Raw genomic sequence first — 852 nt, 5'->3', positions numbered from 1 at the left:
AAGGCCAGATTAGAGTTTGTCAAAAACCATCTAAAAAGTCTGTACAGTTGTCGAACAGCATACTATGGACAGATAAAACAAAGATCAACTACCAGAATGATGGGAAGACAAGAGAAGGAAGAAGGGAAGGAACTGCTCATGATCCAAAGCACACCACCTCATCAGTGAAGCATGGTGGAGGTAGTGTGATGGTCTGGGGCTGTTTTGCTGGAGGTCAGACTGGTGATCTGCACAAAGTCACAGGCATTCTGAATCAGCATGGATACCACAGTATCTTACAGAGGCATGCCATTCCCTCTGGGCTGCGTTTAGTTGGACAGCGATTCACTCTACAGCAGGACAATGACCCGAAACATACCTCCAAACTGTGTCAGAGGTATTTGGCCAAGAAAGAAGAGGAGGGAACGCTAAGGATGATGACTTGGCCAGCTCAATCCCCTGACCTCAACCCCATCGAACTGGTATGGGATGAACTGGACAGAAAAGTCAAGAACAAGCAACCGACAAGTGCTGCAAACCTCTATGAGATGCTGACAGAAGCATGGGAGGAAATTTCAAGCGATTATCTCATGAAACTGATTGCAAGAATGCCTCGAGTTTGTGAAGCAGTTATAAAAGCTAAAGGAGGCTATTTTGATGAATCAAAGATTTAGACAGTTTATTGTATACATCTACTTCAGTTTTTTCTCAGTGTACTTGTAAGTGGTCCTACTGTAATTAGAAATAAAACATGGCTAAATTGTGCTCATAATTTTGGAAGTATTAACCAAACCCAGAAAAATCAGGGGTGAGTCCAAACTTTTGACTGGTAGTGTAGAACAGGACGCCTCAAGGTGACTGGAGAAATTTAAC

The 852-nt window shown here is 43.1% G+C and carries 1 protein-coding gene; it reads left to right on the top strand.

Going from position 1 to position 852, the window contains the following annotated elements; translation table 11 throughout:
- On the top strand, positions 1–653 hold a 653-nt coding region (locus R7O13_RS25465), incomplete at its 5' end, for a transposase (RefSeq protein ID WP_318305023.1).
- Positions 654–852 lie beyond the last annotated feature (199 nt).

The organism is Vibrio sp. Y176 (assembly GCF_033438945.1).
The sequence above is the reverse complement of the archived record's forward strand: the minus strand, read 5'-3'. Positions and strand labels throughout refer to the sequence as shown.